The following is a 24,335-nucleotide window of genomic DNA, read 5'->3' on the forward strand; positions in this document are numbered from 1 at the left end:
GCCGTTACGGGGCCGGTCCGAAAGGGGACGTCGGCGGGCCGGTGCGGTCCGGCGGGGAAGCCGTCAGGGGACCGGAGGGCCGGTGCGGCGGCCGGTCAGGGGCCGGTCAGGGTGTCGGCACGCTGGTGATCTGGGCCGACACGACCAGCTGGCCGTGCTGTTCGACGGTGACCTCGACCTGCCGGCGGTCGTCGTCTCCCCGGCCGGTGGTCCGCGCCTGAACCCAGGACGGCGCATCGAGTTCGGCGTACCGCGAGAAGGAGCACTCCAAGGAGACCGGCAGCGTGAAGCCGGGCGTCGTCGCCTGTGCGGCCTGCCGGGCGGCCTCGACCATCAGCATGCCGGGGGCGTGGTCCACGGGGTGGTCGAAGAGGACCGGGTGCGAGGTGTCCACCCGCAGCTGCCAGAGGTCGGGCCGGTCGGTGGGGGAGAGCACCACATCGCGGTCGTGTTCCCGGGCGACCAGCCGCGGGCTCACGGCCCCGGGCAGCGGCAGCGCCCGGGAGTTGGCGAGCGCCACATCGCTGTACTCGCCGCGCAGCCGACGGTAGACGGCCGGGCTGTGACAGGAGTAGTCGAGCGTCGCGGAGGCCAGCTCGGCGCCGTCACACACGATCCGGAACTCCTGGAGGGCACTGACGAGCCGCTTGCCGCGGAAGACCATGTCGTGGTCGGTGATGTGCAGTTCGACCTCGGCGGGCCGCTGCGCGGTGCGCAGCGCCTGCGGCGCGAGGTCGTAGCGGACCCGCTGCCAGATGATCGGGTGGTCGAGCGGAACCCGGTGCACGACATGGCTCAGTAATATGCCGGTCTGCCGCACCGTCTCTATCAGCAGGATCGGGTCGTGCAGCCCGTGGAGCGGACCGTAGAAGGTGTGGGCGCGCGGCCACTGGGCGCTGACCACCCAGCTGTCGGCCGCCGCGCCGCGCCGCCAGTTCGTCAGGAACACCTCGGAAACGGCCGTGCGGTGGACGTACTCGCGCGGCACGGTGGTGGTGAGCGCCGACGGTCGGTTTCCGTCGGCGGACCGGCCTTCGATCTTGTGGTGCTGATCGCGCAAGTACGGCGTGAGCGTGGCGCTGGCCATGGGTGGTTCCTTTCTGAGGTGCGGCTCTCAGCGCCCTGACGGGCTGAGGCTTGGTAACGGCCCGCCACTAAGATACGGACCATGTGGTTTGTTTTCCAGAGCCGAAAGAGCCGGCGGCTCTGCCAGGGCGGCGGCTCCGGTGTCAGACCGGGACCTTCACACAGCGGCCGTGCGGATCCAGATGGCTCAGCGCTCCGGGCGACGCGAGCCCCGGAAGCGTGTGTTTCCACAGGGCCGTGACCCGCTCCGGGAGATCGGCGCGGTTGGTCGCGGCGCGGGAGAACAACTGCACGCCCATATAGGCCGCGACGAAGAACTCGGCCGCCCGGTCCGGCGCCACACCGGGCAGTAATTCCCCGTTGTCCCGGGCCTCGGTGAACATCGTGGTGATGATGTCGGTCCAGGCCTGGTACGGCACCAGCGGATCCTCGCTGAAGGTCGTCTCCACCGCGATCCGGGTGCCGGCCTGCAGCAACGGGTCGCTGCGCAGGGCCAGTGCCACCTGGTGGGTGAAGTCGATGGCGTCCTGCAGCCGGGACTCGCTGACCTGCGGCAGAAACGGATCGGTCTGCTCCGTTATGACCGCGCGGGCCAGTGCGTCCTTGGACGTGAAATGGAAGTACACCGCTCCTTTGGTGACCCCGGCGCGCTGGATGATCTCGGCCATCGTGGCGGCCTGGTACCCGCGGGTGCCGATGACATGAGCCGCTGCTTCGAGGACGGCGCGTCGGGTGCGCACTGCGCGTTCCTGCTTGACCACCGATCATCCTCCGTATGCTCTCTTGGAGTTGTTGTGCCTGAGTGCGACCCGCTGCCCGTGGCCGCGCAGTCTATTTCCGCATCATAAAGAAGCCAACCATGCGGTATTGAATTTGCGCCCGGTCCGGAGGCGGGCCCCGGCGGGTAGGAACCGGCGCGGCCCTCCGGGGCGGCGCCATCGAGTGCTACGAGCGCGAGGAGCTGTCCGATGTCCCCCACCGTCGTCCCCGGCATACCTGCCCTGCACCGCGAGGTCCGGCTTGCCGCCCGGGCCGAAGGCGAGCTGACGGCACACCATTTCATGATCGCCGAGGTGCCGGTGCCGGAGCCGGAACCAGGGCAGGTGCTGGTACGCAACCGCGTCATGGCGGTGACCGCGGCGATGCGCACGCAGATGACCGGAATCCGTCTGCCCATGGCCTCATTCGTGCCGGGTCAGGCGCTGTGGGGCTCGGCGGTCGGCGAGGTGGTGGCGGCGCCCGGAGGCGGCTTCACACCCGGTGAACTGGTCCATCACCCCTACGGATGGCGGGAGTTCGCCGCGGTCGAGGAGTCGCGGGTACGGAGCCTCGCCGAGGATCCGCTGCCGTCCCCGGCCGCGCATCTGTCGCAGGGGGCGACCGCCTGGGGTGCCTTGCGCCTGGCCGCCGAGGTCAGACCGGGGGACACCGTGTTCATCAGCGGCGCGGCGGGCGGCGTGGGCAGCATGGCCGGACAGCTCGCACGGCGGCTGGGCGCCGGGCGGGTCATCGGCAGCACCGGCTCGGAGCGCAAAGCCGCGCGGCTGCGCGCCGAGTTGGGCTACGACGACACGGTCGTGCGCGGCGCCGGGCCGATCGAGCGGCAGCTGCGGCGGGCGGCGCCGGACGGTATCGATGTGCTGCTGGACACCGTGGGCGGCGAGCAGCTCACCGCGGCGCTCGCGGTGGCCCGGGCCGACGCGCGGTTCGCACTGGTCGGCGCGCTCTCCAGCCAGTTGGGCGGCAGCGGCGCCATCGCCCCGGTGGAGCTCGACCCGGGGCTCATCATCATGCGGCGGGTGGCACTGCGCGGCTTCGGGCTGCATGCGCATCCGGATCTGCCGCAGGAGTGGACCAAGGAGTTCGGCCAGGGCCTGCGGGAGGGCTCGCTTGTCTTCCCGCACGCCCTTCTGAAGGGGATCCAGCAGGCACCGCGGGCGCTGAGTGAACTGACACAGGGGCGTCATATCGGGGCCGTGCTGGTCGAGTTGTGAGGCCGGGGCACGAGGGCCGGGGCGGACCGGGAGCGCCGGGTCAGCCGGCCGCCGGGAGCTGCGCCGGAGTCGGCACCGCGGCCGGGATCCGGCCCGGTGCGGACGGCAGCAGCGCCCACAGGCCGACGATGGCTTCTTCGTCCCACCACGTCCCGTCCTCGCTGCCCAGATGCAGCAGACCCACCACGATCGAGGTCAACAACTGGGCTGTGCGCCGCGGTTCGGTGTCCGAGGCATGCGGCCCGGCCGGCCCGCCGGTCCCGCACGTCACCGCTTTGTCGAGAAACAGCGCATACCAGCGCTGCTCCAGGGCGTAGATACCGAGCCCCGGCGCGGTCTCCGGCCGCAGTCGCAGTCCGGCGCGCAGTACGGCGTCCGACTCCACCCGGCCGAACAGCTCGACGGTGAACTCCCGTACGGCGGTGGTCAGCGGCTGCGGGGAGCGGGTGAAGGCGTCCTCGAGCTCCTGGAGGGCCTCCAGTGCGGCGTCCCGCACCGCGAGCGTGAGGTCGTCCTTGGAGGTGAAGTGGAAGTAGAGCGCCCCTTTGCTCAGCCGGGCCCGCCGGCTGATCTCGACCATGCCCGCTGCGGGAACCCCCTTCTCCAGGAAGGTCTCTGCGGCCGAGCGGATGAGTGCCTGGCGGCTCTGGATGGCGCGATGCTGGGTGGGCACGGTGTCCGTCCCGTCTCTAGTACGGCTGCGAGCTCATTGCAGTCTACATAGAAAACCAACCATGCGGTTCGATATGCTTCAGGGGATTGGCCGGAACTGGTGGGCCCTGACGTGAAGGCGGCGATCAACCGCTTGTTCCGGCGCTCGGTGCCTCGCGGGGGGCATGTGCCCCCAGTTTGGCTCCGCCAGGGGATGTTGTCGACCCGTCAGGGCTGACGAGGATGCATTGACAAACAGCGCAGGCGGTTTTTAAATCTCCGAAGGCGGTAAACGGGACGTTCCCTTCCGTGGCACCGCCTCGACGGTTGCGTACCGCCTTGGACGGCGGTGCGCCATGGCGAGACCGCCGCTGCCGTTACCTGTCGTCGACCGCAGGCCGCCCCATCAGCCGAGCCAGCAACGCCACCAGAGCCCCTGCACCCCCCATCGCAATCCGGAAAGGTCTCCAGCCATGCGCGTAGCAACGGAAGTCGAACGTCCCGTGAGAGGTGTACGGGGCGCCGGAGGTGAGACGATCAGGGCCGCCGTCTTCGACCTGGACGGCACTCTCGCCAACACCCTCCCCGCGATCAGCAAACTGCTGATCAAGGTGGCCTCGGAGCAGGGATGTTCGGTGACCGCCCGACAGGCGGCCGCCGCCATCGGCAAGCCTCCCGGCCCCGCCTTCGGCCGGCTGCTGGGCAAGCCCGAGGACGACGGCCGGGTGCAGGCCGCCATCTCCCGCTACCGCGAACTGTTCGCCTACGAAGTGCTGTGCCTGGGGCCGCAGCTGCTCTTCCCCGGTGTGACCGCGGGGCTGTCCGCGCTGCGCGCCCATGGGGTCGAGCTGGCCGTGGCTACGTCCAAGACCACCCGCAGCGCGGAGGCGCTGCTCGATGTCATGGGCATCCGTGACCTGGTCGGCCCGGTCATCGGACAGGACATGGTCCGGCGCGGCAAACCGCATCCGGAGATGGTGCTGCGGGCGGCCGGCCGGCTCGGTGTCGCGGCCTGGCAGAGCGCGTATGTGGGGGACACCGTGGGGGACATGAGGATGGCGGTCACCGCGCGCATGGAGCCGGTCGCGGTGACCTACGGCGTCGGCACGTTCGGCGAGCTCGCCGCGGTCGCCGGCACCCGGATGTGCAGCTCCTTCAAGGACGTGGTCTCCGTGATCGCCGCCGCCCGGCCGCGCTCGGGCGTCACGGTGGGGGCCCAGCAGCGCCGTCGCTGAGGCCGGTGGGCGGGGGCCGCTACGCCCCGGTCATCGCCTCGTGCGCGTAACGGGCCCCGGCGGCCCGGAGCGTGGTGTGCAGTCGGCCGAACACCTCGGCCGCGCGGCCGCCCGGCCAGTCCTCGGGCAGGAGGGGAGAGGGCAGTCCGGGATCCGCGTAGGGCAGATGGCGCCAGGCGTCCAGCGCCAGCAGATAGTCGCGGTAGGCCGCTTCGGGGGGCACCGAGCGGCGCCGCGACCACCGCTGGAGGACCGGCTCCTGCTCGGCGAGGAAGGCGCGGTGCTGTGCGGCGACGGCGTCCAGGTCCCACCAGCGCGCGACCGCGTCGGCCGTGGGGGCGAAGCCGGCGTGCGTACCGGTGAACAGATCGACGTACGGGTCCAGTTGCAGCCGCTCCAGGGTGTGCCGGGTCTCCTCGTAGAGCTGCGCGGGGGCGATCCACACACCCGGCGCGGCGGTGCCGAAACCGAGCCGGGCCAGCCGGGAGCGCAGCAGATGCCGTTTGTGCCGCTCTTCCTCGGGGACGGAGAAGACGGCCAGCACCCAGCCGTCGGACAGCCGTGCGGCGGGCCGGCCGAAGATCCGCCGGTCGCCGTCCTCCAGCAGCTGGCGGGCCGCCTCGGACAGCCCGTACGCGGCCGCGCCGGAGGCCGTCCGCGCGGGGACCAGCAGCCCGCGCCGCTTGAGCCGGGAGACCGCGGAGCGCACCGACGGCGGATCGACCCCGAGCGCACCGAGCAGCCGGATCAGGGCGGCCACCGGCACCGGGGCGGCCGTTCCGCCCGGGGTGTCGGGGCCGCCGCGGCCGTAGGCGCCGTAGAACGTGACGATCAGGGACCGTGGGGTGCGCTGCGTTTGCTGGTCGTTCACCGGGTCACTCTAGATGGGGTCCCCGCAGCCGGAAGCGCTGGAGCTTGCCGGTCGGGGTGCGCGGCAGCGAGGTGTGGAAGACGATCTCGCGCGGGCATTTGTAGGGCGCGACGCGGGTCTTGGTGAAGGCGCGCAGCGCGGCGACGGTGTCGTCGCCCCGGGGGACGCCGGCCCGCAGCACGACATGGGCGACGACCACCTGCCCGCGGTCCTCGTCGGGCCGCCCGACCACCGCCGCCTCGGTCACGTCGGGGTGCCGCAGCAGCGCGTCCTCCACCTCGGGGCCCGCGATGTTGTAGCCGGCCGAGATGATCATGTCGTCCGCGCGGGCCACATAGCGGAAGTAGCCGTCGGGCTCGCGGACATAGGTGTCGCCGGTGATGTTCCAGCCGTCCCGTACGTACTCCGTCTGCCGGGTGTCCGCGAGATAGCGGCAGCCGGTCGGCCCGCGCACGGCCAGCAGCCCCGGTGCGCCGTCCGGGAGCGGCGCGCCGTCCGCGCCCACCACCCGCGCCTGGAAGCCCGGGACCGGCAGCCCCGTCATCCCGGGCCGGATCGCCTCGTCGGCGGCCGAGATGAAGATGTGCAGCAGTTCGGTGGCGCCGATGCCGTTGATGATCCGCAGACCGGTCGCCTCGTGCCAGGACTGCCAGGTCGCGGCGGGCAGATTCTCGCCGGCCGACACACACCGGCGCAGCGAGGAGACATCGTGCCCGGCGAGCTTGGGCAGCATCGCGCGATAGGCGGTCGGCGCGGTGAACAGCACCGAGATCCGGTGCGCCGCGATATCGCCGAGCAGCTGCTCCGGCCCGCCCCAGTCGGCGAGAAAGGCCGAGGCGCCCGCCCGCAGCGGGAAGATGACCAGTCCGCCGAGGCCGAAGGTGAAGCCGAGCGGCGGACTGCCGGCGAACACATCGTCCGGCTCCGGGCGCAGCACCTGCGCCGAGAAGGTGTCCGCGATGGCGAGCACATCGCGGTGGAAGTGCATACAGCCCTTGGGGCGGCCGGTGGTGCCCGAGGTGAAGGCGATCAGTGCGACATCGTCGGCGGAGGTCGCCACGGCCGGGTACGGCGCGCCGCCCGGCCGGGCGAGCTGCCGCAGATCGTCCGGACCGTCCCCGCCGTAGGTGGTGATCCGCAGCCCCGGGACCTCGGCCTTGGCGAGATCGTCGACGGCCCGTACCTCGCAGAGCGCATGCTGCACCTGCGCGATGGCGCAGATCGTGGCGAGCTCCTCGGGGCGCTGGGCGGCCAGCACCGTCACCGCGACCGCCCCCGCCTTCATCACGGCGAGCCAGCAGGCGGCCAGCCAGGGCGTGGTGGGGCCGCGCAGCAGGACGCGGTTGCCCGGCAGCACCCCCAGCCGGTCGGTGAGTGCGTGGGCGATGGCGTCCACCTGCGCGCGCAGCTGCCCGTACGTCCAGACCGGTCCGCTCGCGTCGCGGACCGCGGGCCGGTCGGCGCCGAGCCGCGCGATGGTGCCGTCCAGCAGCTCGGCGCCGCAGTTCAGCCGGTCGGGATAGCCCAGATCGGTGAGGTGCGGCCACTGCTCGGGGGGCGGCAGCCGGTCGCGCGCGAAGGTGTCGGTGTGGGCCGAGGACCGTAGCTCCATGACGGGTGCCCCCTAGGGCGTGTCCGGTGGGCCGGGGGTGGCCGACGGGCGGCCGACGGGTGGCCGACAGGCGGCCGGGAGAGGGATGGGGGACTGTGGAGGCCGGTGCGGAAACCGGTCGGGGACTGCTCGGTTGGCTGCTCGTTCTGCGGTCGAGGACTGCCGTTCGGATCCGTCGTCAGCGTAACGTGTTCGTGACGGCAGTCAACAGACCGCGATAGAGGACCGCTACCAGGGAGCCGCCTCGTGACCGTATTCGCGCTGGGACCGGACGAGCAGGAATGGTGCGCCGAACTGCGCGCGCTGACCGCCGAACGGCTGAGCCCGCTGGCGGAGAAGGGCGAGGAGGGCCGGGTCAACCGCCCGCTGGTCGCCGCCCTGGGCGAACTGGGCCTGCTGCGCCGTCTGTTCCCCGCCCAGGGCGCGCTGCGTGCCCTGGACCTGTGTCTGCTGCGGGAGTCCCTGGCCCAGGAGTGCACGGAGGCGGAGACCGCGCTGGCGCTGCAGGGCCTGGGCGCCTATCCGGTGGTGCAGTCCGGGACCGCGGCCCAGCGTGATCGCTGGCTTCCGGAGGTGGCCGCCGGCCGCGCGGTCGCGTCCTTCGCGCTGAGCGAGCCGGGCGCGGGCTCGGACGCCGCGGCGCTGTCGCTGGCCGCCGAGCCGGACGGCCCGGACGGCTGGCGGCTCACCGGCGAGAAGTGCTGGATCTCCAACGCCCCCGAGGCCGATTTCGCCACGGTCTTCGCCCGGACGGGCGGCGCGGCGGGTGCGCGCGGGGTCACCGCATTCCTCGTCCCCGCCGACCGTCCCGGCCTGACCGGCGCCCACCTGGACATGCTCAGCCCGCATCCGATCGGCACACTGGTGTTCGATGGCACGCCTGTGACCAGGGCGGACGTGCTGGGCGAGGTGGACGGCGGATTCGCCGTCGCGATGGCCACCCTGAATCTCTTCCGGCCGAGCGTCGGCGCCTTCGCGGTCGGTATGGCGCAGGCCGCGCTGGACGCGGCGCTGACGCATGCGGGCGCGCGCACCGCGTTCGGCGGCCCCCTCAAGGACCTCCAGTCCGTCGGCCACCAGCTCGCCGAGATGGCCACCCGGGTCGAGTCCGCGCGCCTCCTGGTCTACGCGGCGGCCTCCGCGTACGACACCGGGGCCCCGGACCTCGCCCGCCGCTCGGCCATGGCCAAGCTGCTGGCGACCGAGACCGCCCAGTACGTCGTCGATGCCGCCGTGCAGATCCACGGCGCCCGCGCGCTGCGCCGTGGCCATCTGCTGGAGCACCTCTACCGCGAGGTCCGCGCGCCGCGCATCTACGAGGGCGCCACGGAGGTGCAGCGCTCGATCATCGCCAAGGAGCTCTACCGGGCGCGGCCTTGAACGCCGCGCCCGCGTGGGCCCGTTGGGCGCCTCAGATGTTCGACTTCCAGACCTGGCCCAGCTTGCACTTGCCGGACTTCGGTCCCTGGTCGTTGGGGTTCTTGATGAAGGTGCCGGAGACCGAGGCGGGCCGGGTCTGGCCGGCGGGCACACCGCTGACGGAGATCTGCGCTGAGCCGAAGGTGGCGCCGGTCTCGTCGGTGAACTGGACGGTGCCGTTGTAGGACGCCGTGCTCCCGGAGTTCCCGTTGGTCACGCTCAGCTTGGCGCTGAGCGTGCCGGCCGCACTGTCGACCTGGCAGTCGGTGATGCGGATGTCCGACTCGGGCGGCGTGGTGGACCCGGCGGTCGGCGAACCGCCCGTGGTGGTACCGCTGCTGCTGGTGGTGCTCCCGGAGCTGCTGTAGCCGCCGTCGCTGCTGCTGTAGCCGCCGCTGGAGCTGCTGGAGCTGCTGCTGGAGCTGTGGCTGCTGCCGCAGCCCCCGCCGTGCGAATGCCGGGCACCGGTCAGCGCGACGACCACCAGTGCGCATGCGGCGACAGCGCGGACATGGCGAAACTGCATAGCTATTTCTCCCCCGTGACGACGGCCGCCCCTGTGGGCGGCCGCTGTGTGCGCGTACCCATACGCGCAACCGATTGGTGATGCGCTCGCCGGGTGTTCTGGGCGAGCGCGCGTCAGGCTAGCAAGCGCGGGCGCGGACGCCGAATTCCGGCCGACGGGCGAGGGCCGTGGCCGGATGTCACGCTGACTGCAGAGAGTATCCGTGAAGGGAATCGCCATGATCACTACTGACTTCGTTCCCGGCTCCCCGTGCTGGCTCGATCTGGGCGCCCCGGATGTCGAGGTCGCAACGGCCTTCTACCGGGCCGTGTTCGGCTGGCAGGCCGAACCGCACAGCGGCCGGGACACGGGCGGATACACCCTCTTCCGGCTGGACGGCAAGGCCGTCGGCGCGGTCGGCCCGCTCACCGAGGACGGCGCCCGCTCCGCCTGGACGGTCTACTTCCACACCCCCGACGCGGATGCCACGGTCCGGGCGGTGGAGCGGGCGGGCGGAACGGTCCGCGTGGCGCCGGTGGTGGCCGGTGCGGACGACGGGCGGTTCGCCCAGCTCACGGACCCGCAGGGAGCGGAGTTCGCCGTCTGGGAACCGGCCTCCTACCCGGGCTTCGAGGCCGCGGACGGGACGGGCTCACTGGTCTGGACCGAGCTCTACACCACCGATCCGGCCGCCGCGCAGACCTTCTACAAGGCCGTTTTCGACTGGAGCACCCAGGACATGCCGCTCCCCGGCGGCGGTGGCACCTACACCCTGCTGACGCCCGCGGGCTGCGGCGAGGAGCGGATGCACGGCGGCCTCATGGGCGTCCCGGCGGATCTGCTCGGCCCCGGCGGGAAGCCGTACTGGCACCCGGTGTTCGGCTCCCGGGACTGCGACGCCACCGTCGGCCTGGCGACGGGCAACGGCGGCACCCTCTCGATGGGCCCGGAGACCGCCGACGGCGTCGGCCGCCTCGCCGTCTGCACGGACCCGTCGGGCGCGGAGTTCGTGGTGCTCACGCCGCAGGGCACGCTGTGAGCGGCTCACCCTCGGCGTGACAACCGCCCACTGCCCGGGGTGCCCCCGTCCGCCGCCCCGCCCGCCCGGAGGCGCCGGGGAGCGGGTGCGAAACAGGTCATTCCCGTTTCCGGTCTGTTTGTCGCACCCCCCGCTTACACTGACTGCTCCAAGTCTGAGCAGGGGGCGGGATGAAGAACGGTGCCGGCAAGCTGACCCTCGATCTGGCAGGTGCGCCGGACACCGATACGGAGGAACTCCGCTCGCTCGCCGAGCAGTTGCGTCGCGCGCTGCTGGAACTCGACGTCGAGGACGTGCAGTTCGCCCGCGGCGGCACAGCTGCCCCCGAGGGCGCCAAACCCGGCGAGACCATCGCGGCGGGAGTGCTCCTCGTCACCGCCGCCCCGTTGTTCGTCCGCCAGGTGCTCCAGCTGGTCGACACCTGGCTGCGCCACCGCCCGCTCCGCAGCGTAAGGGTGGAACTCGACGGTGACACCATCGAGTTGGGGCATGCCTCCGCCGAGGACCAGCGGCGTCTGATCGACGCGTTCGTGAGTGCGAGGGCCCGGCAGGCCGGCACCCCCTCGTCCGGGGAGTGAGCCGGTGCCCGGTTCCCCAGCCGGCCGCAGGGACGCACTGCTGATCGCCACCGGCGAGTACGAGAGCCCGGCGCTCACACCGTTGCGCTCGCCACGCCAGGACTGCGAGGGTCTGGCCGCGGTCCTCCGCGACCCCGGCATCGGAGGCTTCGCCGTCCAGCAGCTCGTGGACGCCAAGTCGTACGAGGTCAAGCGCGCACTGGAGCAGTTCTTCCGCAACCGCGGCCGGGAAGACCTGCTGCTGCTCCATCTGTCGTGCCACGGCCTCAAGGACGACGAGGGCCGCCTGTACTTCGCCACCCAGGACACCGACAAGGACTTACCGGCCTCCACCGCGGTCCCGGCCGCCTTCCTGCACGACCAGATGGCCCGCTGCCGGGCCCGGACCATCGTCGTGCTGCTCGACTGCTGCTACAGCGGTGCGTTCCTCCCCGGCGCGAAGGGCGACGACTACGTCCAGGTGAAGGAGGAGCTGGCCGGCCACGGCCGCGCCATCCTCACCGCGACCAACCGCACGGAGTACGCCTGGGAGGGCGACCATCTGGCGGCCGCCGCACCGCAGCCCTCCCGCTTCACCGGTGCGCTGATCGAGGGCCTGCGCAGCGGCGACGCGGACGCCGACCAGGACGGCCGGATCACGGTCACCGAGCTGTACGACTACGTCTACGAGCACCTGCACCACGCCGGCGCGCGCCAGCGCCCCCGGATGTGGGCCGATCTGGAGTACCGGGTCATCCTCGCCCGGACACCCGTCCGTACGGCCTCTGGGGCGCCCGCCGGGTCGGCCGCTCCCGATCCGGCCCCTGATCCGGCCCCCGCTCCCGCTCCCGAGGCTCCGTCACCGTCGGCGGAGAGCGCGCCCCGGAACACTCCGACCGCGGTCCGGGAGCAGACGGCGCCTCCGCAGCAAGGCCTCTTCGCCCGGCTCAAGGACGCCTTCAACGGCGCGGGCCCCGGCACCGGCCCGGGCACCGGCCTCCCCTCCGTCCCGCGCCGGCTCGCCCGTCGTGGCCAGGACGCCCTGATCCGGATGGAGTTCCCGCTGGCCGAGACGGCGCTGGGCACGGACAAGGACATCGAGATCGATACCGCGGCGGTCTGTGACCAGTGCCAGGGCGCGGGCGTCGCCGTGGGCACACCGGTATACCCCTGCCACTCCTGCTCCGGCCTCGGGACGTCCGGGCCGGGGCCGACGGGCGGCAGCTCTCTCCAGTGCTCCGCCTGTGACGGGAGCGGGGTGCGCATTCCGTCACCGTGCGCCCCGTGCGCGGGCACCGGCCGGGTGCCCGTACGGCGGACACTCACCGTCCGGATCCCGGGAGGTGTCGACCACGGCACCCGCATCCAGTTCGCCGGGGAGAGCGAGGTGGGACCGGGCGGCGGCCCGCCCGGCGACCTCTACCTGGAGGTTATCGAACTCCCGCACCCGGAGCTGGCGCGCCAGGGCGACGACCTGCACCTGACCCGGCGCATCCCGCGCGCGCTCGCACGCAGCGGCGGCACGATCGAGGTGACCACGCTCGACGGCCCGAAGTCCGTCCGGATCCCCGCCGGGCTGCGCTCGGGACAGACGTTGCGGCTTGCCGCGCACGGCACGATGCATCTGCGCGAGGGCGGCCGCGGGGATCTGCTGCTCCATCTCGATGTTGACGAGGGCGAGGACGAGGGCGGGGACTGGGACGGGAACGAGTGCGTGGGCAGGGCCTGAGCCGCGAAGTGACGGCTGCCCTTCAGTAGTGGCTGCCGGTCCCTGCGGGGACATCGGCACAGCGGCAAGGGGCCGTTGTCAGTGGTCCATGTGACGATCGCTCGGGTACGGCCGGTGTGCGCGCAGCGACCACCGGCCAGGTCGCAGCTCGGGAAGGGAACCACCCGTGAACCACACCAACCGCTTCGCGCTCCGCCTCGCGCTGAGTCTCGCCGATCCGGCCACCGCTGAGGGGCTAGCCGAGCGGTTGCGCCCGGAGCTGCTGGCCGTTCTCGCGGACCGGTTCGGGCTCCCGGAGGGGATGGTCGAGGAGCTATTGGGCGGGGACGCCGCGCAGATGCGGGCCGCGCTGTTCATCGAGCCCGGGGAATGGCTCCTGGGGGCGGCCGAGCTCGGCGATCCGGCGGTCGGCCGGGCGTTGTGGTACGCGGTGTTCCGCGACGACGAGGAGGACCGCCGGCGTGCGATGAACCACGTACCCGGCCTGCCGGCGGCGCTGCTGGACGCCGCCGACCTCACGGATCCGCGCTGGTACGAGGACGACGGCCTGTTCCCGGTCCTCTGCAACGAGCGCGTCGGCTCCTCGCTCGTCCCCCTCCTCACCAGCGGATTCCCCGGGGTGAACGTCGTCGGCCTCGCCCTGTTCGGCGTGCATCTGCCCCCGCCGGTGGTCGTGGACGCCTGCATCGGCCTCCTGGAACTCTGGGGCAGCACCGAACCGTTCACCCAGCTCCTGGAGCTGTCCGAGGAGATCCCGGCTCTGGAATCCGGGCATCCATGGCTGCCGGAGCTGTTGCGGCAGGCCATCGACGCCCCCGATCCGGAGTCCCTCCTGAGGGCGCACCGGCCCGACGGGGAGTGGGCCGACCCCGAGCACCTCCGCGCGCTGCTGGAACTCCGCTACGGTGACGGCCCCGCCGTGCGGCCCGACGGCCTCGACTGGGACCTGATCCGGCGCGAGCACGAACGACTGCCCCTGGGAAAGGCACCGGGGCACTCCGGCAACTACGGCTCGGGGCTGCTCCAGCTCACCCGGTGGGAGGGCTGCCCCGCCGACCTGGTGAGGGAGAGCTTCCGTCACAACGCCTATCAGACCGCCTGGCAGGCCGCCGACCTCCCCTTCGAGTTCCTCTCGGAAATCGCCGCGGACGACATCCCGCTGAGCCACGTCCTCAAGCGCGGCATCGGCGAGGGCGGGCTGTCCCCGCAGCGGGTCTTGACCGAGCTGACACCGGCGGCGGACATCCTGCGCGCGCTGCCGTACGCCCACGAACCGACCCGCAAGGCCGTCGCCGATCTCGTGGCCCCGCTCGGCGCGGACCCCGTCAACTGGCTGACGTACTACGACCGGATGCGGCGCTTCCCCCGGAACAGCGTCGCCGCCCTGGTCGCGGACGTCACCGACCCGGGCTCCCGCAAGAAGCGCTGCACCAGCTGGCCACGGCCGCGGAACGCGCAGTTCCCGCCGGGCGACACCCCCGAGGAGTCCCGGGCCGCGTTCCTCGGGATGCTCGAATGTGCCCCGGAGGAGGTCCAGATCGCCGTCGTCCCTTCCCTCGATCCGCTGGCCGTCCAGCAATTCCTCCGGGAGGGGAATCCGTCCCCCGTGGTCCGCGAGGCGGTGGTCGCCGCCCACGGGCTTCCCGCCCAGTTGGCGATGGCCGCCGGAGCCGTCCGCGAGGAGAAGCTGGAGTACCTCCTCGGTCTCGACGAACCGGCGGTGGACGCCCAGCTGTTCCGCGACCACTTCCTCGACCGGTCCGAACGCGCGCGGCTGCTCGCGGGCCGGCTGCGCGGCGGCGGCATCCGCCCGGTGTCCGGCGAACTGCTCGCCGAGCTGGACGACTTGATCATCAGCCAGGACCGCGACCGGCTGCTGGACGGCCTGGAATCCGGCGACCTGAACGTGGCCCGCCGGATCCTCGACAAGCTGCGCCTCTATCTTCCGGCCGGCCGGCTGCGGCTGCTGAGCGCCGTGTGGGAGCGCGGCGGGCCGGACGCCGTACGGGAGATCCTGGCCATGAACCGCCTCCCGGTCACCCTCCGCCGCTGGACCGAAAAACTGCTGGACGTCCCCGACGGTCTGGAGCGGCTGCGGGCCCGGCTCGCCGAGGAAGCGGCGCCGGAGCGGCTGGCGGCGTATCTCACCAGGCCGGGCGACCGGCCCGATATACGGCTGAACCGGCTTCTCAGCGAGGGCATGGAGCTGCCCTGGGAAGCCCTGGTGGCGGCGCACCGCGCCGGTCCGCTCTCCGCTGACCTGGTGAACGCCCTCGTGACGGAGCACCCGGACTGCCCCCGCGAACTGCTGCTGGCAGGGCTGGCCAACTCCCCCGAGCGATGGGGAAGCTGGACCGATACCGCGCTGCGGAACGGATCACTCACCCTGGAGGACCTCCTCGACCACACGGCCCCCGCCCAAGCGGCGCTCGACCTCCTGCACCGCTACCGCTACGGGCACCGCGACGACCGGTTCCCCGAAGAGATGTGGCGGCCCGTGCGGGAGCGGGCCGCGGCGCTAGTCCGGGAACATCTGGGCACGGACGTCGAAGCCTGGTCCGTCTTCCTCCGGCTGCTCCCGACATTCGTCGGCACCCTCCCCGAACTCGCCGCAACGGCCGGAGCAGTGACCCGTGTTCCGGCCTGAGCGGCGAGTGCCTGATTTTGACGGGGCGCCCGCTGCGGGAGGGCCAACGGGGAGGAGAAACGGGGGAGGACCGCCGCGGGAGCGCCAACAGGGAGGACCACCGCAGGAGGACCACCACGGGCGGACCACCACGGGCCGACCACCACCCACCTCCCCTCTCCGAGACCGACCAGGCCATCAGCTGCGGCCGGGACGGCCCCGTGACGGGGTGCGGAGCAGTTCGGTTCGGCCCCCCTCTGCTCCGCACCCCGTTCCACAGCAGCCGCGCGGGTCCCTCTGCCCGGCGGCGGACCGGGGCCCCTCAGCCCCGGTGGTAGGTGTGGAACCCCCGGCCCGTCTTGCGGCCCAGCAGGCCCGCCTCCACCATGCGCTGGAGCAGCGGGGGCGGCGCGTAAAGGGGTTCCTTGAACTCGTCGTACAGGGACCGGGCGATCGCGGCGACGGTGTCCAGGCCGATCAGGTCCGCGAGCTTCAGCGGTCCCATGGGGTGGGCACAGCCGAGCTCCATACCCGCGTCGACGTCGGCGGCGGAGGCGAAGCCGGACTCCGTCATCCGCACGGCCGACAGCAGATACGGGATGAGCAGGGCGTTGACGACGAAGCCCGCCCGGTCCTGCGAGCGGATGACGCTCTTGCCGAGGGTCCGGGTGGCGAAGTCCTCGACGGCCGTGACCGTCTCGGGCGCCGTGTGGAGGGAGGTCACGACCTCCACCAGCGGCAGCACGGGCACGGGGTTGAAGAAGTGCAGGCCGACGACCCGGTCGGCGCGCCGCGTCGCCATCCCCAGGCGCATCACGGGGAGGGAAGAGGTGTTCGACGCGAGGACGGCACCGGGATCCTCGACGATCTTGTCGAGCGCGGTGAAGATCTCGGTCTTGGCGTCCGCGTTCTCCACGACGGCCTCGACGACGAGCTGCCGGTCGGCGAGGCCGTCGAGACCGGCGGTGAAGACCGTCCGCGCGAGGGCGTCCTGCGCCGCGTCCCGCTCCAGCTTTCCGTGCCGTACCGCGCGGTCCAGCGAGGCCGCCACCCGCTCCTCCGCGGCGCGGGCGGCCATGGCGTCCACCTCGCACACGACGGTGTCCAGTCCGGCCCGTGCGCACACCTCGGCGATACCCGCACCCATCTGGCCACCGCCCACCACCCCGACGCGCTGGATGCTCCCGCTCATGACCGTGCCTCCGCGTGCCGGACCAGGTGACGGGTGTAGGCATCGGGGGTGAAGAAAGCCGGCAACTCCCGTGCCAGGGCGGTCCGTTCGAAGAGATCCCGCACCGCGTCGACATCCGCCCAGGGGTACTCGGCACCCAGGGCGGCGCTCTCCTCGTCGAGCATCCGCAGCACCGTCTCCCGGTCGACGACGCGGTGCCGCAGCCACTGCCAGATCTGCGCACGGGCGATCTCGGCGGTTGCCGCGTTCTCCATCAGGCCGTACAGGGCGACGGCCCCGCTGCCGCGCAGCCAGGCGTCGAAGTAGCGCAGCGCGACCGCGATGTTGGTGCGCAGCCCCTCCGGTGTGGGGGGACCGTTGATCCGGCGCACCGACAGCAGGTCAGCGGCGGTCACCTCCACATCGTCGCGGGTCCGCTCGATCTGGTGCGGCCGGTCCCCGAGGACGCCGTCGAAGACCTCACGGCAGACGGGCACGAGCCCGGGGTGGGCGACCCAGGAGCCGTCGAAGCCGTCCTCCGCCTCACGTTCCTTGTCCAGCCGGACCGTGGCCGGCGCCGCCTCATGGGCGGCCCGGTCCGTGCCGGGCACCTGCGCGGCCATGCCGCCGATCGCATGGGCGCCGCGCCGGTGGCAGGTGCGCACCAGCAGTTCCGTGTACGCCCGCAGGAACGGGGCGGTCATCGTCACCTTGGCCCGGTCCGGCAACAGGAAGTCCGTACGGTGCCCGAAGGTCTTGATCAGGCTGAACAGGTAGCCCCAGCGGCCGGCGTTGAGCCCGGCGCTGTGCTCGCGCAGCTCGTAGAGGATCTCCTCCATCTCGACGGCGGCGGTGATCGTCTCGATGAGTACGGTGGCGCGGACGGTGCCGCGGGGAATGCCGAGCAGTTCCTGGGCGAGGACGAACACGTCGTTCCACAGGCGGGCCTCGCCCCGGTTCTCCAGCTTCGGCAGGTAGAAGTACGGCCCGTGGCCGGCGTCGATCCGGCGCTGCGCGCAGTGGAAGAAGTAGAGCCCGAAGTCGACGAGGGAGGCGGGCACGGGCCGGCCGTCGAACTCCAGGTGTTCCTCGTCCAGGTGCCAGCCGCGGGGCCGGACCATGACGGTGGCGAGCCGGTCGCCCAGCCGGTACTCCTTGCCCGCCTCGGTGGTGAAGTCGATCCGGCGCTCGGTGGCGTCGAGCAGGTTGAGCTGACCGCCGATGACGTGCTCCCAGGTGGGGGAGGTGGCGTCCTCGAAGTCGGCCATCCACACGTGCGCACCGGAGTTGAGGGCGTTGACGGTCATACGGCGGTCCGGCGGGCCGGTGATCTCGACCCGGCGGTCGGCCAGCCCCGGAGCCGGGGCCGCCACGCGCCAGGACCGGTCCGCGCGGATGGCGGAGGTGGTGAGGCGGAAGTCGAGCGGGGAGCCGGCCGCGAGACGGCTCGCCTGGCGGCGGCGCTCCCGCAGGACGTCCAGGCGACGCTCGCCGAAGGCGGCGGCCAGGTGGCCGACGAAGTCCAGGGCCGCGGGCGTGAGGATCTCCTCGTGGCGGTCGCCCGGCGCCGCGAGGACCCGGACGCGGTGTGTCAGTGCGCTGGTGGACATCAGGTTCTCCTGATCGGGAAGCGGAGCGAGGGCCGGCCGGAGACGGTCGCCCGGCCCTCGCCCGGTCACGGGCCGGAACGGCAGGCGCCCGAGGGCGGCCTAGGGGGAGACACCTCCTACTAGAGGGAGACGCCTCCTAGTGGAACTGCTCCTCTTCGGTGGAGCCGGTCAGCGCGGTGGTGGAGGAGGCGGGGTTGAGGGCCGTGGAGACCTGGTCGAAGTAGCCGGTGCCGACCTCACGCTGATGCTTGACGGCGGTGAAGCCGTGCTCCTGGGCGGCGAACTCCCGCTCCTGCAGGTCGACATAGGCGGTCATCCCGTGCTCGGCATAGCCTCGGGCGAGGTCGAACATGCCGTGGTTGAGGGAGTGGAAGCCGGCCAGGGTGATGAACTGGAAGCGGTAGCCCATCGCGGCCAGCTCCCGCTGGAACTTGGCGATCTGGTCGTCGTCCAGCGCCGCCTTCCAGTTGAAGGACGGCGAGCAGTTGTACGCCAGCATCTGGTCCGGGTACCGGGCGTGGATCGCCTCGGCGAACTCCCGGGCCTGTGCGAGATCAGGGGTGCCGGTCTCGACCCAGATCAGGTCGGCGTACGGGGCGTAGGCCAGGCCCCGCGCGATGACGGGTGCCATGCCGTTGCGGACCCGGTAGAAGCCCTCCGCCGTGCGCTCGCCGGTGACGAACTCGGCGTCGCGCTCGTCGATGTCGCTGGTCAGCAGGTTCGCCGCGAGGGCGTCCGTACGGGCGACGATCACGGTGGGCACATCGGCGATGTCGGCGGCGAGACGGGCCGCGTTGAGGGTGCGGATGTGCTGGCCGGTGGGGACGAGAACCTTGCCGCCGAGGTGGCCGCACTTCTTCTCCGAGGCGAGCTGGTCCTCGTAGTGGATGCCGGCGGCACCGGCCGCGATCATGGCTTTGGTCAGCTCGAAGGCGTTGAGCGGACCGCCGAAACCGGCCTCCGCGTCGGCGACGACCGGGGCGAGCCAGTCGGTGGTGTCGCTGCCGCCCTCGGCGGTGGCGATCTGGTCGGCGCGCAGCAGCGCGTTGTTGATCCGGCGCACCACCTGCGGAACGGAGTTGGCCGGGTACAGGCTCTGGTCGGGGTAGGTGTGGCCGGCCTGGTTGGCGTCGGCGGCGACCTGCCAGCCGGAGAGGTAGATCGCCTGCAGCCCGGCCTTGACCTGCTGCACCGCCTGCCCGCCGGTCAGCGCGCCCAGCGCGTGGATGTAGTCCCGCTCGTGCAGCTGCCGCCACAGCCGCTCGGCACCGCGCCGGGCCAGGGTGTGCTCCTCGCGGACGCTGCCGGAGAGCCGGACCACCTCCTCGGCGCCGTAGGTGCGCTCGATGCCCTGCCACCGGGGATCGGTGGCCCAGCGCTGCGCGAGCTCCTCGGCCGCCGTCGTCCTTGCCTCTGCCATGGTCGTCACCGTCTCCTCGGTTGTCCGGTCTGCCAATCTCCCCGCTGCCCGCGAAAGGGAATGGCACTGGGTGTCCTGTCTGGGATGCGGCCCGCCTTCCCGCCGCTGGGTGGAGCTGAGCAATGCCGCCGGTCAGCCTGCTGCCGTTGCCGGGATCTCCGACTTCAGGGCCGTGAATCGGACCCGGTGGGGCGCGTTGGCCGCCATGGTCCGGCGGGCCGCACAGGAACTCTGGCACCGGCACTGAGTGCCAACAACTATGGCCGTGTGCCAACTTCTGCGAATCTTCATGGCCGCATTTGCCAACTTTGCGAAGGGTGTTGCGACGCATGGTTCACGTACGCTGACGACCGTCCCGGACTACGGAGGTGCGCGGTGAGCAAGACCTACGCGGGAGCGCGGCTGCGACGGCTGCGCGAGGAGCGCCGGATGAGCCAGGCCGAGCTGGCCCGGGTCCTGGGCATCTCACCCAGCTATCTGAACCAGATGGAGCACGACTCCCGCCCGCTCACCGTGCCGGTTCTGCTGCGGCTGACCGAAGCCTTCGGCGTCGACCCCGGCTTCTTCTCGGAGCGCGACACGACCCGCCTGGTGGCGGATCTGCGCGAGGCGCTGGCCACGGAGCTCACCGAGGCCCGGGTGTCCCCGGCCGACCTCGCGGAACTCTCCGCACGGATGCCCGCGGTCGCCAAGGTCCTGCTCGACCTGGGCCGCCGCAACCAACTCCTGGCCGAACGGCTCGCCGACGCCGCGGACGGCCGGGACACCGCACAGGAGGCACCCCGCTCACCGCACGAAGAGATCCGGGACTTCTTCTACCGCCGCCAGAACTACCTGCACGACACCGACCTCGCGGCGGAGCACCTGGCCGAGGAGATCGGCATCCGGCCCGGCGACGTCGTACGGGCCCTCACGGCGCGCCTCGCCGACGGCCACGGCGTGCGCCTGGCCGCCCGGACCGGCAACCACCTCCACCACTACGACGAAGCGTCCCGCACCCTCCACCTCTCCGGCCGCCTCCGCCCCGGACAGCGCGCGTTCCGTATGGCGACCCAGCTGGCCCTGCTCGAATACGGCGACGAACTGGACCGCCAGGCCGCCCAGGACTTCCCGGCCGGCTCACCCACCCACGCCCTGGCCCGCATCGGCATCGCCAACTACTTCGCCGCCGCGTTGATCCTGCCCTACCGCCCTTTCCACGAGGCGGCCGAAGAGGCGCGCTACGACATCGAACGCCTCACCGACCGCTACGGCCTCGGCTACGAGACCGTCTGCCACCGCCTGAGCACCCTCCAGCGGCCCCGCCTGCGCGGTGTGCCGTTCTCCTTCGTCCGCGTCGACCGCGCCGGCAACATGTCCAAGCGGCAGTCCGCGACCGGATTCCACTTCTCCCGCGCCGGCGGCACCTGCCCGCTCTGGAACGTCTACGAAGCCTTCGCCGCACCCGGCCGCATCCACGTCCAGATCGCCGAAATGCCGGACGGGCAGCGCTACTTGTGGACGGCCCGCGCGGTCACCCGCCACCGAGGAGGCTGGGGCGAACCGGGCAAGACCTTCGCCATCGGCCTCGGCTGCGAAATCCGCCACGCCGCACGCCTGGTCTACTCCGACGGCCTCGACCTCGACAGCGCCTCCGCCGCCACACCCATCGGCATGGGCTGCCGGGTCTGCGAACGCCTCGACTGCCCCCAGCGCGCCGCCCCGCCCCTGGGTCGACCCCTGAAGATCGACCAGAACAGCGGCACGTTCATCCCGTATCCGGTGGCGGATCACTCGGCATGACGGCCTGACCGGCCTCCTACACGCCCGGCCGCCCGCCAAGGCATCGGCGTACGCGGCATGGGCACCCTCCGCCTCCGCTTCCGCTTCCGGTGCAAGCCGCTAGCGGGGGGCAACTCCCGGCCCTTCGGCCGTCAGGACACCATCGCGGCGGCGCGGGCCACCGGATGCAGCGCGGCGTACTCCAACGGCGCCGACGGATCGATCGAAACATCCAGCGGGGCGGGTTCGGCACCCGCCCGGACCAGCAGATCCCCAATGGCGGCGATCATCGCCCCGTTGTCCGTGCACAGCCGCAGCGGCGGCACCCGCAACGCGATTCCGGCCGCGGCACACCGCTCCTCCGCAAGGCTCCGGACACGGGAGTTGGCGGCCACCCCGCCCACCACGACGAGAGTGCTGACCCCGTGGGCGGTGCAGGCGGCAACAGCCTTACGGGTCAGCACATCGGCGACCGCCTCCTGCAACGAGGCCGCCCCGTCCGCCACCGGCAGGACCTGCCCCCGGTGCCGCTCCGCCCACCGCGCGGCGGCCGTCTTCAGCCCCGAGAAGGAGAAGCCGTACGGATCGTCGCGCGGACCGGTCAGCGGCCGGGGAAAGCTCACGGCGCGGGCATCACCTTCGCGCGCCGCCCGGTCGATGGCCGGGCCACCGGGGTACGGCAGCCCGAAGACCCGGGCGACCTTGTCGAAGCACTCCCCGGCGGCGTCGTCCAGGGTGTCGCCGAGATGCATGATCGGCTCGCGGGCCAGGTCCCGGACGAGGAGCAGCGAGGTGTGGCCCCCGGAGACGATCAGCACCACACAGGGATCGGGCAGCGGGCCGTGTGCGAGGGTGTCGGCGGCGACATGACCGGCCAGGTGGTGAACCCCGTACAGCGGCACATCCAGCGCATACGCCAGGCTCTTCGCCCCGGCCAGCCCGACCTGGAGCGCCCCGGAGAGCCCCGGCCCGGTCGTCACCGCGACCGCCCCGATATCGGACATCCCCAGCCCGGCCTCGTCCAGCGCCCGCCGCACCACCGGGTTGAACGAGTGGACATGGGCACGTGCCGCGATCTCCGGCACCACACCCCCGAACCGCGCATGCTCATCCATGCTCGACGCCACCGCATGCCCCAGCAGCCGGCCGTTCCGCACCAGCCCGGCCCCCGTCTCATCACAGGACGACTCAATGCCCAGCACCACGGGTGCCCCACGCATGCACTGCTCCTCTCACTTACTGGGAACAGGTTAATTGCCTCCCTCTCGCTATTGCTAACGATGCGCAATAAGCACTCCAATTAGCGCACAGATCCTCGGAACGGAGCCAGAACCGGCACCGGACGCACACGCCAGGAATGCCCAGTCATCATCGAGTGCCACACGGCGCCGACCGGCGGCTCCCGTAGGAACCGGTGGTTCCCGTAGAAGGAGACGATGAATTCGCCATCGCCATCGCCATCGCCATCGCCGCGCGCCCGCCTGCGCCACGCGCTGCTGCGCATCGGAGCGGGGCGGCACGCCCCCGAGGCCGACCTCCGTACCGACCTCGAATGCGCACTGTCCGAACTGGCCGAGGAGATGCTGGGCGAGCGCTCCCGCGTCGGCTCGGTCACCCTCGGCAGCGCGGACCACACCTGGGGGCGGAACCTCGGTTTGCGGCTTGCCGGCCATGACGTGGGGCTGCCGAACCTGCTCTGGAAAGCGGACGGGAGCGCTCTCCCGGCACGGGTACGGGAGACGCACCCGGCGCTGCGCCAGGACGAGTGGGAAGCCGCGCTACTGGTCGGCAAGCTCATCCTCATAGTGCTCGAGTCGGAGCCCGACCCCGCCCCTGCCCCCGAACCCGTACCCGTACGCGATAAGGCCGTACCGCATCCGCAGCGCCTCCCGCGGCCGGCCCGAGCGCCGGGCAGGGAGAGCTTCTGCCGGTCGCTGACCGCCATCGCGGAACACGGGAATCCGCAGGACGAACTCACAGCCCTGCTGCGCACCACGCTTCTGGCCTTCGCGTCAGAGACTCCCGACAACCAGGAGGCCGCTCAACACATCGCAGTACTGTCCACAGCACCCCCGCAGCCGGCGATGCGCCTGTGCCTGAGCCGCTCGGGTCTCTCGCTCGGGCAGGTACTGCTGAGCGCCGACGGCTGTCCTGTGCCTGGCTCAGTACTGGAGGAATTCCCGGACCTGAACCAAGACGAATGGAACGCCGTCATGCACGTCACCGGCCTGGTCCTCTCGGCCTTCGAGACCGAACCGGCCAACGCGGCGGGGCGGTTGCCGCATTCCACCTGACGGCTCAGGACGCGAGGATCGCGGTACGGCACGCCGTGAGAGAACGCGAGAGAAGCCGCCACGACGCAGGGTGTCCCGACGCCCCTCGCGCAGGAAGGTGAACGTGGTGCACGTATCGCCGCATGCACCCCACAGATGCCGCCGCACCCGCTCCCGGCCCACATCACTGCGGTTCAGGAAGGACGCGGCGGCACCCGCCCCTCAAATGTCCCGGAAGAGACCAGGGGGCGCCGTGACCTGCTGCGATGGGCGGCTTTGGGGCGCTGACCTGCGCTGATGGCCTTTCGGCTGTTTCACGCTCGTGCCGCTTGATGGGGCCGGAAGTCCCAGAAAAGTCCCAGGGGACTCCCACTGCTGACGGCGCCTTTTCGATTCTCCTGGACGTAGGACGGTGCGTCGACGCCGGGACCTGTGCGCTAGCGGTCGCCTTGATCGAACGGCAGCACGGCTCCCTGGACCGCCTGCCCGTCGGCTGCGTCGGCGTGATGGGTTCCCGCCGCACCCGCGACGAACGCCTACGCCTCCTGCGGGAGGCCGTCATCGAGGCACAGCAGCTGGCCGCACTGCGTTCCCCATCGGCCTCGACCTGGGAGCTCGTACGCCCGAGGAGACGGCCGCGTCCATCACCGCCGAGATCATCGCCCACGCCAACGGGGCGAGCGGACTGCCGCTGTCGCTGCGCACCGGCCCCATCCACTGTTCCGCTGCCGCCGGGATACTGCCCACCGCAAGCACCTTGATCGGATGATTCCGCA

At 71.9% G+C, this 24,335-nt stretch carries 19 protein-coding genes and 1 pseudogene; 10 read left to right on the plus strand and 10 right to left on the minus strand.

Annotated elements, in window-relative coordinates; all coding sequences use genetic code 11:
- Positions 1-106: 106 nt before the first annotated feature.
- Positions 107-1,087 carry a ScbA/BarX family gamma-butyrolactone biosynthesis protein gene (locus NUT86_RS30700; RefSeq protein WP_159485695.1) on the minus strand — a complete coding sequence of 327 codons (981 nt, stop codon included), beginning with the start codon at positions 1,085-1,087 and terminating at the stop codon, positions 107-109.
- A 142-nt stretch (positions 1,088-1,229) separates the two neighbouring features.
- Positions 1,230-1,826: a ScbR family autoregulator-binding transcription factor gene (locus tag NUT86_RS30705; protein WP_229838404.1), complete on the minus strand. Its 597-nt coding sequence runs from the start codon at positions 1,824-1,826 to the stop codon at positions 1,230-1,232.
- A 228-nt stretch (positions 1,827-2,054) separates the two neighbouring features.
- Here NUT86_RS30705 and NUT86_RS30710 point away from each other — a divergent pair, with 228 nt between their 5' ends.
- Complete coding sequence (locus tag NUT86_RS30710) at positions 2,055-3,080, plus strand: MDR family NADP-dependent oxidoreductase (RefSeq protein WP_274738497.1); 1,026 nt, start codon at positions 2,055-2,057, stop codon at positions 3,078-3,080.
- A gap of 40 nt (positions 3,081-3,120) precedes the next feature.
- Here NUT86_RS30710 and NUT86_RS30715 read toward each other — a convergent pair whose 3' ends face one another.
- Complete coding sequence (locus NUT86_RS30715; RefSeq protein ID WP_018088830.1) at positions 3,121-3,753, minus strand: TetR/AcrR family transcriptional regulator; 633 nt, start codon at positions 3,751-3,753, stop codon at positions 3,121-3,123.
- A 481-nt stretch (positions 3,754-4,234) separates the two neighbouring features.
- Between NUT86_RS30715 and NUT86_RS30720 the strand changes: the two genes are divergently transcribed.
- Entirely contained in the window at positions 4,235-4,966 is a 732-nt protein-coding gene (locus NUT86_RS30720) for an HAD family hydrolase (protein WP_229838405.1), read from the plus strand.
- Between the two features lie 19 nt (positions 4,967-4,985).
- On the opposite strand, the gene NUT86_RS30725 is transcribed toward NUT86_RS30720, so the two are convergent.
- Together NUT86_RS30725 and NUT86_RS30730 are read right to left on the minus strand one after the other, a co-directional pair.
- On the minus strand, positions 4,986-5,837 hold the full coding sequence (locus NUT86_RS30725) for a PaaX family transcriptional regulator (protein WP_018088832.1): 852 nt from the start codon (positions 5,835-5,837) through the stop codon (positions 4,986-4,988).
- A 4-nt stretch (positions 5,838-5,841) separates the two neighbouring features.
- Positions 5,842-7,449 carry an AMP-binding protein gene (locus NUT86_RS30730; RefSeq protein ID WP_109893389.1) on the minus strand — a complete coding sequence of 536 codons (1,608 nt, stop codon included), beginning with the start codon at positions 7,447-7,449 and terminating at the stop codon, positions 5,842-5,844.
- 246 nt (positions 7,450-7,695) lie between these two features.
- On the opposite strand from NUT86_RS30730, the gene NUT86_RS30735 reads away from it, so the two are divergent.
- Positions 7,696-8,829, plus strand: a complete 1,134-nt coding sequence (locus tag NUT86_RS30735) for an acyl-CoA dehydrogenase family protein (protein ID WP_159485687.1) — start codon at positions 7,696-7,698, stop codon at positions 8,827-8,829.
- A gap of 31 nt (positions 8,830-8,860) precedes the next feature.
- Here NUT86_RS30735 and NUT86_RS30740 read toward each other — a convergent pair whose 3' ends face one another.
- Complete coding sequence (locus NUT86_RS30740) at positions 8,861-9,394, minus strand: hypothetical protein (RefSeq protein WP_159485685.1); 534 nt, start codon at positions 9,392-9,394, stop codon at positions 8,861-8,863.
- 217 nt (positions 9,395-9,611) lie between these two features.
- On the opposite strand from NUT86_RS30740, the gene NUT86_RS30745 reads away from it, so the two are divergent.
- From NUT86_RS30745 to NUT86_RS30760, 4 genes are all read left to right on the plus strand, one after another.
- On the plus strand, positions 9,612-10,412 hold the full coding sequence (locus NUT86_RS30745) for a VOC family protein (RefSeq protein WP_274738498.1): 801 nt from the start codon (positions 9,612-9,614) through the stop codon (positions 10,410-10,412).
- Positions 10,413-10,582: 170 nt separating this feature from the next.
- Positions 10,583-10,990: a hypothetical protein gene (locus NUT86_RS30750; RefSeq protein ID WP_159485681.1), complete on the plus strand. Its 408-nt coding sequence runs from the start codon at positions 10,583-10,585 to the stop codon at positions 10,988-10,990.
- Positions 10,991-10,994: 4 nt separating this feature from the next.
- Complete coding sequence (locus NUT86_RS30755; RefSeq protein WP_274738499.1) at positions 10,995-12,698, plus strand: caspase, EACC1-associated type; 1,704 nt, start codon at positions 10,995-10,997, stop codon at positions 12,696-12,698.
- A 166-nt stretch (positions 12,699-12,864) separates the two neighbouring features.
- Entirely contained in the window at positions 12,865-15,345 is a 2,481-nt protein-coding gene (locus NUT86_RS30760; protein WP_274738500.1) for a hypothetical protein, read from the plus strand.
- A gap of 301 nt (positions 15,346-15,646) precedes the next feature.
- Here the strand turns inward: NUT86_RS30760 and NUT86_RS30765 are convergent, their stop codons facing one another.
- From NUT86_RS30765 to aceA, 3 genes are all read right to left on the minus strand, one after another.
- Positions 15,647-16,516 carry a 3-hydroxybutyryl-CoA dehydrogenase gene (locus tag NUT86_RS30765; RefSeq protein ID WP_274738502.1) on the minus strand — a complete coding sequence of 290 codons (870 nt, stop codon included), beginning with the start codon at positions 16,514-16,516 and terminating at the stop codon, positions 15,647-15,649.
- Positions 16,513-18,105, minus strand: coding sequence for a malate synthase A (gene aceB, locus NUT86_RS30770; protein WP_274738504.1), 1,593 nt, complete (start codon positions 18,103-18,105; stop codon positions 16,513-16,515). The genes NUT86_RS30765 and aceB overlap by 4 nt, the downstream gene beginning before the upstream one ends.
- Before the next feature lie 136 nt (positions 18,106-18,241).
- Positions 18,242-19,525 (minus strand): isocitrate lyase, encoded by a 1,284-nt coding sequence (gene aceA, locus NUT86_RS30775; protein ID WP_274738505.1) that lies wholly within the window; start codon positions 19,523-19,525, stop codon positions 18,242-18,244.
- Between the two features lie 375 nt (positions 19,526-19,900).
- Between aceA and NUT86_RS30780 the strand changes: the two genes are divergently transcribed.
- Positions 19,901-21,307 (plus strand): short-chain fatty acyl-CoA regulator family protein, encoded by a 1,407-nt coding sequence (locus NUT86_RS30780; protein WP_274738506.1) that lies wholly within the window; start codon positions 19,901-19,903, stop codon positions 21,305-21,307.
- 131 nt (positions 21,308-21,438) lie between these two features.
- Here NUT86_RS30780 and tsaD read toward each other — a convergent pair whose 3' ends face one another.
- Positions 21,439-22,506, minus strand: a complete 1,068-nt coding sequence (tsaD, locus tag NUT86_RS30785; protein ID WP_159485667.1) for a tRNA (adenosine(37)-N6)-threonylcarbamoyltransferase complex transferase subunit TsaD — start codon at positions 22,504-22,506, stop codon at positions 21,439-21,441.
- A 216-nt stretch (positions 22,507-22,722) separates the two neighbouring features.
- On the opposite strand from tsaD, the gene NUT86_RS30790 reads away from it, so the two are divergent.
- Positions 22,723-23,580 carry a hypothetical protein gene (locus NUT86_RS30790; protein ID WP_274738507.1) on the plus strand — a complete coding sequence of 286 codons (858 nt, stop codon included), beginning with the start codon at positions 22,723-22,725 and terminating at the stop codon, positions 23,578-23,580.
- 458 nt (positions 23,581-24,038) lie between these two features.
- Positions 24,039-24,328: pseudogene (locus NUT86_RS30795) on the plus strand (XdhC family protein); the annotation flags it as partial.
- Positions 24,329-24,335: the final 7 nt, after the last annotated feature.

This window comes from Streptomyces sp. G7(2002) (assembly GCF_028870195.1).
Taxonomy (GTDB): Bacteria; Actinomycetota; Actinomycetes; order Streptomycetales; family Streptomycetaceae; genus Streptomyces; species Streptomyces nigrescens.

Bases quoted from the DNA above. Each gene is read 5' to 3' on its own strand.
- NUT86_RS30700 (WP_159485695.1), bottom strand. From the start codon at position 1,087: ATGGCCAGCGCCACGCTCACGCCGTACTTGCGCGATCAGCACCACAAG.
- NUT86_RS30790 (WP_274738507.1), top strand. From the start codon at position 22,723: ATGAATTCGCCATCGCCATCGCCATCGCCATCGCCGCGCGCCCGCCTG.
- NUT86_RS30710 (WP_274738497.1), top strand. From the start codon at position 2,055: ATGTCCCCCACCGTCGTCCCCGGCATACCTGCCCTGCACCGCGAGGTC.
- tsaD (WP_159485667.1), bottom strand. From the start codon at position 22,506: ATGCGTGGGGCACCCGTGGTGCTGGGCATTGAGTCGTCCTGTGATGAG.
- NUT86_RS30765 (WP_274738502.1), bottom strand. From the start codon at position 16,516: ATGAGCGGGAGCATCCAGCGCGTCGGGGTGGTGGGCGGTGGCCAGATG.
- NUT86_RS30745 (WP_274738498.1), top strand. From the start codon at position 9,612: ATGATCACTACTGACTTCGTTCCCGGCTCCCCGTGCTGGCTCGATCTG.
- aceA (WP_274738505.1), bottom strand. From the start codon at position 19,525: ATGGCAGAGGCAAGGACGACGGCGGCCGAGGAGCTCGCGCAGCGCTGG.
- aceB (WP_274738504.1), bottom strand. From the start codon at position 18,105: ATGTCCACCAGCGCACTGACACACCGCGTCCGGGTCCTCGCGGCGCCG.
- NUT86_RS30750 (WP_159485681.1), top strand. From the start codon at position 10,583: ATGAAGAACGGTGCCGGCAAGCTGACCCTCGATCTGGCAGGTGCGCCG.
- NUT86_RS30730 (WP_109893389.1), bottom strand. From the start codon at position 7,449: ATGGAGCTACGGTCCTCGGCCCACACCGACACCTTCGCGCGCGACCGG.
- NUT86_RS30740 (WP_159485685.1), bottom strand. From the start codon at position 9,394: ATGCAGTTTCGCCATGTCCGCGCTGTCGCCGCATGCGCACTGGTGGTC.